Genomic DNA, 6,305 nt, shown 5'->3' on the forward strand with positions numbered 1-6,305 from the left:
CGCGCTTCGCCTTCTCCGGCAGCGGGTACTACCTGAAGTCACCGCGGGAAATGCGGGAGCTGTTCCGCGACCACCCGGAGGCGTGCGACAACACGCTCCTGATCGCGGAGCGCTGCGAAGTCTCGTTCAACACCGGAGCCAACTACATGCCCCGGTTCCCCTGCCCGGAGGGGGAAGACGAAACGTCCTGGCTGGTCAAGGAGGTCGACAAGGGGCTCCGTTACCGCTATCCCCAGGGCATCCCGGACAAAGTGCGCACCCAGGCGGACTACGAACTCGGCGTCATCACGTCCATGGGTTTCCCCGGCTACTTCCTGGTGGTGGCCGACTTCATCAACTGGGCCAAGAACAACGGCATCCGGGTGGGTCCCGGGCGCGGCTCGGGAGCCGGTTCGATGGTGGCATACGCCATGCGCATCACCGACCTCGATCCGCTGCACCACGGCCTGATCTTCGAGCGCTTCCTCAACCCGGACCGCGTCTCCATGCCTGACTTCGACGTCGACTTCGATGACCGTCGCCGCTCCGAGGTGATCGACTACGTCACGCGCAAATACGGCGACGAACGCGTCGCGATGATCGTCACCTACGGCACCATCAAGACCAAGCAGGCCCTCAAGGACTCCTCGCGTGTGCTCGGCTACCCGTTCAGCATGGGCGAGCAGCTGACCAAGGCCCTGCCGCCGGCCGTGATGGCCAAGGACATCCCGCTGGCCGACATCCAGAACAAGGACTCCAAGCGCTACAGCGAGGCCGGGGACTTCCGCCAGCTGATCGCCACGGACCCGGAAGCCGCCAAGGTGTTCGAAACGGCGCTCGGCATCGAGGGCCTGAAACGCCAGTGGGGTGTCCACGCGGCCGGCGTCATCATGTCCTCGGACCCCATCATCGACGTCATCCCGGTCATGCGGCGCTTCCAGGATGGCCAGGTCATCACCCAGTTCGACTACCCGACGTCCGAGGGCCTCGGCCTGATCAAAATGGACTTCCTGGGCCTGCGGAACCTGACGATCATTTCCGACGCCCTGGAAAACATCAAGATGAACCGCGGGATCGACCTCGACCTGGAGTCCCTGGAACTGGACGACGTGGCGTCATACGAGCTGCTCGCCCGCGGCGACACCCTGGGTGTGTTCCAGCTCGACGGCGGCCCGATGCGCTCCCTGCTCAAGCTGATGAAGCCTGACAACTTCGAAGACATCTCCGCCGTCCTGGCCCTCTACCGGCCCGGACCCATGGGTGCCAACGCGCACACCGACTACGCCCTGCGCAAGAACAAAATCCAGGAAGTCATTCCGATCCACCCGGAGCTCGAGGAACCGCTCTCCGAGATCCTCGGTGGCACCTACGGCCTGATCGTGTACCAGGAGCAGGTCATGGCCGTGGCGCAGAAGCTTGCCGGGTACACCCTGGGCCAGGCCGACATCCTGCGCCGCGCCATGGGCAAGAAAAAGAAATCGGAGCTGGACAAGCAGTTCGCCGGCTTCTCCCAGGGCATGCAGGACAACGGCTACTCCATGGCCGCAGTCAAGACGCTTTGGGACATCCTGCTGCCGTTCTCCGACTACGCCTTCAACAAGGCGCACTCGGCCGCCTACGGCGTAATCTCCTACTGGACCGCCTACCTCAAGGCCCACTATGCGCCTGAGTACATGGCCGCCCTGCTCACCTCGGTCGGCGACGACAAGGACAAATCGGCCATCTACCTCAACGAATGCCGGCGCATGGGAATCACGGTGCTGCCCCCGGACGTCAACGAGTCTGCGCTGAACTTCACCCCTGTCGGCACCGATATCCGCTTCGGCATGGGCGCCATCCGCAACGTCGGCGTCAACGCCGTCGAAGCCATGGTGGCGGCACGCGAAAAAGAAGGCGCCTACACCTCCTTCAAGGACTACCTCGTGAAGGTCCCGGCCGTCGTGTGCAACAAGCGCACCATCGAATCCCTGATCAAGGCCGGCGCCTTCGACTCCCTGAACCACCACCGGCGAGCCCTGGCCATGATCCATGAAGAAGCCATCGACTCGGTCATCACCCTCAAACGCAACGAGGCGATCGGCCAGTTCGACCTCTTCGCCGGGTTCGACGAGGCCGAATCCGAGGCGTCCCTGAGTATCGACATCCCGGACCTTCCCGAATGGGAGAAAAAGGACAAACTCTCCTTCGAACGGGACATGCTCGGCCTGTACGTCTCGGACCACCCGCTGCAGGGCCTCGAAGGGGTCTTGAGCCAGCATGCCGACCAGTCCATCACCTCGATCATCGCCGAGGACGGACCTCACGACGGCGCCATCGTCACCATCGCCGGCATGATTACGTCACTGAGCCGGCGGATCGCGAAAGCCAGCGGCAACGCCTACGCCCGTGCCGAGATCGAGGACCTGGGCGGTTCCGTCGAGGTCATGTTCTTCGGCCAGGTCTACGGGCCCATTGCCTCGGTGCTGGCAGAGGACCTGATTGTCGTCGTCAAGGGACGGCTGCAGCGCCGCGATGACGGCGCCGTTGCCCTGAACTGCATGGAGCTGTCCGTCCCGGACCTCAGCGAGGGTCTCAACGGCCCGCTCGTGATCACCATGCCGACGCACAAGGCGACCGAAGCCGTCGTGACCGAACTGGGGGACGTGCTGCGCACCCACCGCGGCAAATCCGAAGTCCGGCTGCACCTGCAGGGTGACACCCGGGTGGAGGTCATGGGGCTGCCCGTGCACCTGAGGGTCAACCCGAGCCCGTCGCTGTTCGGGGACCTGAAGGTGCTGCTCGGCCCCACCTGCCTGGACAGCTGATATTGCGGGGTTCCGTGTCCCCGGTCAGGCCCGACACCCGCCGGGGTGACACTTAACGCCCATGCCGCTCAAAGACATGGGCACCAAGTGTCACCTCGTGGTGCGAAGGCGCTCGGCGCCCCGGATCCTCCTGGCAGCCGGTCAGATCTCGTAGTCGAGGGGCACGGGCCGGCCATAGGAACCGGAGTGGTAGAGCAGGGGGGCGCCGTCGGCACCCACTTCGCCTTCCACGACCTCAACCACCACCACGGCGTTGTTCTCGAAGGAGAGCCGCATCTGGACCTTGCCGATCAGCCAGCCGGCGACGTCGTTCAGGATCGGCACCTCATGTGGTCCGAGCGCCCAGTGATCCCCCTCGAAGCGGTTGCTGGTCCGGGCAAAGCGGTCCGCAAGCTCCTGGTTGTCCAGCCCCAGCATGTGGACGCCAATGTATGTGGTGTTGGCCACGGCCGGCCAGGAACTGGACGTGCGGGCCATGTTGAACGTGAACCGGGGCGGCTTCGCAGAGAGCGAGGCCACCGAGGTCGCCGTGAAGCCGAAGGGGACGCCGTTGAGGTTGGCGGTGATAATGGCCACTCCGGCCGCGTGCCGGCGGAACATCTCCCGGAACGTTCCCTCGAAGGCTTGGTCCTCTGTGGCCACTGCGATCCAACTCCCTGCTGTACGTGCGTGATGTTCCTACCCTGCCAGCGTATTGCGCCTGCGAACGGCCGCGGTACTTGTTTACCCGGAGGCGTCATGTGGAACGTCATCCGGGGGCGCGCGGTGTCATGTGCCCCGTCGCCCGAAAGCTTGTTAAGGTTTGTTGCATGACACAGCCCGCAGTCCACGGCCAGCTCCCGCAGGACGCCCCGCACGACGCCCCGCAGGATTCGGCCCGGAACCCGGTCCAGGGCTTCCGGCCGGACACTGCTTCCGGCCGGCCAGGACGGGAACCAGGCGTCCGCGCCGTGACCTGGCGGAAAGCCGCGGCCATCGCCGCTGCCGGCATCCCGGCTGGGCTGCTGTGGTGGCTCCTGGCCCCCTCGGGACTGAACCTGCTGTCCGGCAATCCGGAGCTGCGGAGCGGCGGAAACACGGAAGGCTGGCTGCTGCGGGACCTCATACTGGCAGCGCTGTTCCTGCTGGCCGGCTGCCTTTCGGGCGCGGCCGCTTCCGGCAGCAGGCATAAAGGCCCGTCCGGCGGTGACGTGCTCCTGGCAGTGGGCGCCGGAGTGCTGGGCGCCCTCGCGGCCTGGGGGACCGGCGTGCTGTGCGGCCGGTGGTGGGGTACGCCGGAGGACACCTCGGCCAGTGCCAGTATCGCCTTTTCGCTGCGGTCCCTGGCCGTCCTGGCGATCTGGCCGGCCGCCACCGCCCTGACTGTCTTCCTGAACACCGTCTTCAGCAAGCCGGCGCCGGACGCAGGGCACGCGGCCGACACCGGGGATGCCGAACAGCCCACCAAGTAGCGGCCCGAAGTAACAGGCGCGGGACCGCCGGGGCGGCACGTAAAATGAACGGGTGACCCTTTCAGCTGACAGCTCCGTGCCCGCCGCAACTGCGCCCCAGGCTCCCGCCGACCTCAACTTCCGCACCGTCGACCTCCGCGGCCAGCGCCTGACCCTCGCCGGTCTCCGTGCAGCAGTGCCCAGGGCACAGGCCGGCACCATGGCTGATGCCGAGCAGAAGGTCCTGGACATCATCCACGCCGTCCGCACCCGGGGCTTCGAGGCACTCAGCGAACTGGCCCGGACGTTCGACGGCGTGGAGCAGGCGCATCCCCGGGTCCCCGCTGAAGCGCTGACGGCCGCCCTGGCCGGGCTCGATCCCGCCGTCCGGGCAGCCCTGGAAGAGTCCATCAAGCGTGCCCGCCGCTTTGCCGACGCCCAGCGCCCGGCGGACACCGACGTCGAACTCGGCGAAGGCGCAGTGGTCAGCCAGAACTGGGTCCCCGTGGCACGCGTGGGCCTCTACGTGCCCGGCGGCCTGGCGGTCTACCCGTCCTCCGTGATCATGAACGTTGTCCCGGCCCTGGCAGCCGGCGTCGAATCCATCGCGCTGGCATCGCCTCCGCAGAAGGGCTTCGACGGCCTCCCACACCCCACGATCCTTGCCGCAGCGTGCCTGCTCGGGATCGAAGAGGTCTACGCGATCGGGGGCGCCCAGGCCATCGCGGCTTTCGCCTACGGCATCCCCGCCTCAGAGGGCAAAGCCGGACTGGACCCGGTGGACGTCGTCACGGGTCCGGGCAACGTCTTCGTCGCCACCGCGAAGCGTCTCGTCAAGGGCGTGGTGGGCATCGATTCCGAGGCCGGCACCACGGAGATTGCGATCCTGGCCGACGCCACGGCACAGCCGGGCCTGGTCGCGGCCGACCTGATCAGCCAGGCCGAGCACGACCCCAAGGCGGCATCCGTGCTGATCACCGACTCCGAGGCCCTCGCCGCCGCCGTCCGGGTGGAACTCGACCGCCAGGCGGCACTGACCAAACACAGCAGCCGGGTCCGTGAGGCGCTCTCGGGCCCACAGTCCGGGGTCGTCCTGGTGGACAACCTCGAACAGGGCATCGCGGCGTGCAACGCCTACGCCGCCGAACACCTGGAAATCATGACGGCTGACGCGGCAACGGTCGCGGGCCGGATCCGCAGCGCCGGGGCGATCTTCGTCGGGGACTACAGCCCCGTCAGCCTGGGCGACTACTGCGCCGGCTCCAACCACGTGCTGCCGACCAGCGGCACCGCGGCGTTCTCCTCCGGGCTGAACGTGACCACCTTCCTGCGCGCCATCCAGGTGATCAACTACACGCGCGCCGCCCTGGAAGAGGTCAGCGGGCACATCGTGAGCCTGTCCGGGGCGGAGGACCTCCCGGCGCACGGCGAGGCGGTCACCATTCGGTTCGCCCAGGGCGCCTGACCACTACATGTAGTAATTACAGGCTTGTTATTCAGCTACATCTAGTCGTAAACTGATGGCGGAGCCAAGGATTCTTGGGCGCTCGGAGATTTAGGTGTTCGGCTGCCTTCGATCACCGTTCGGCCAACGATCTGCGACAGGGGAGGAAACGCCATGTATTGCCCGTTTTGCCGGAACCCTGATTCGCGTGTGGTGGACAGCCGGATCGCCGATGACGGCTCGGCCATCCGGCGCCGCCGGCAGTGCCCCGAGTGCGGGCGTCGCTTCACGACTGTCGAGACCACCAGCCTCACCGTCATCAAGCGGTCGGGCGTTGGTGAGCCGTTCAGTCGCAGCAAGGTCATCAACGGCGTCCGCAAGGCCTGCCAGGGCCGTCCCGTCACCGAGGACGACCTCGCCATGCTCGCCCAGGAAGTCGAAGAGACCATCCGGGCCTCCGGCGCCGCGGAAATTGATGCGCATGAAGTCGGCCTCGCCATCCTCAACCCGCTCCAGCGGCTCGACGAGGTTGCTTACCTGCGCTTCGCGAGCGTCTACCAGGCCTTCGAATCCCTCGAGGACTTCGAAGCGGCCATTTCCCTGCTCCGCCACGAGGCCGAAACCAAGGGCCGCGAAGGCACAAGCCAG

4 protein-coding genes and 1 pseudogene (1 of these 5 only partly in view) are annotated in these 6,305 nt (G+C 66.5%); 4 read left to right on the forward strand and 1 reads right to left on the reverse strand.

The window, feature by feature from the left end:
* A pseudogene (gene dnaE, locus K789_RS23310) lies at positions 1-2,783 on the forward strand (DNA polymerase III subunit alpha); its annotated part reaches 668 nt to the left of the window's first position; the annotation flags it as partial.
* A gap of 141 nt (positions 2,784-2,924) precedes the next feature.
* Here dnaE and K789_RS0115900 read toward each other — a convergent pair.
* Positions 2,925-3,383: a flavin reductase family protein gene (locus tag K789_RS0115900; RefSeq protein WP_128081647.1), complete on the reverse strand. Its 459-nt coding sequence runs from the start codon at positions 3,381-3,383 to the stop codon at positions 2,925-2,927.
* A 209-nt stretch (positions 3,384-3,592) separates the two neighbouring features.
* On the opposite strand from K789_RS0115900, the gene K789_RS0115905 reads away from it, so the two are divergent.
* The 3 genes from K789_RS0115905 to nrdR all read left to right on the forward strand — a co-directional run.
* On the forward strand, positions 3,593-4,234 hold the full coding sequence (locus tag K789_RS0115905; RefSeq protein WP_024367619.1) for a hypothetical protein: 642 nt from the start codon (positions 3,593-3,595) through the stop codon (positions 4,232-4,234).
* Between the two features lie 52 nt (positions 4,235-4,286).
* Entirely contained in the window at positions 4,287-5,678 is a 1,392-nt protein-coding gene (gene hisD, locus K789_RS0115910) for a histidinol dehydrogenase (RefSeq protein ID WP_024367620.1), read from the forward strand.
* A 153-nt stretch (positions 5,679-5,831) separates the two neighbouring features.
* Positions 5,832-6,305 (forward strand): transcriptional regulator NrdR (gene nrdR / locus K789_RS0115915; protein WP_024367621.1); only part of this gene is annotated, 474 nt, incomplete at its 3' end.

This window comes from Arthrobacter sp. TB 26, from assembly GCF_000427315.1.
Lineage (GTDB): Bacteria > Actinomycetota > Actinomycetes > Actinomycetales > Micrococcaceae > Arthrobacter.

Bases quoted from the DNA above. Each gene is read 5' to 3' on its own strand.
- K789_RS0115900 (WP_128081647.1), bottom strand. From the start codon at position 3,383: ATGTTCCGCCGGCACGCGGCCGGAGTGGCCATTATCACCGCCAACCTC.
- K789_RS0115905 (WP_024367619.1), top strand. From the start codon at position 3,593: ATGACACAGCCCGCAGTCCACGGCCAGCTCCCGCAGGACGCCCCGCAC.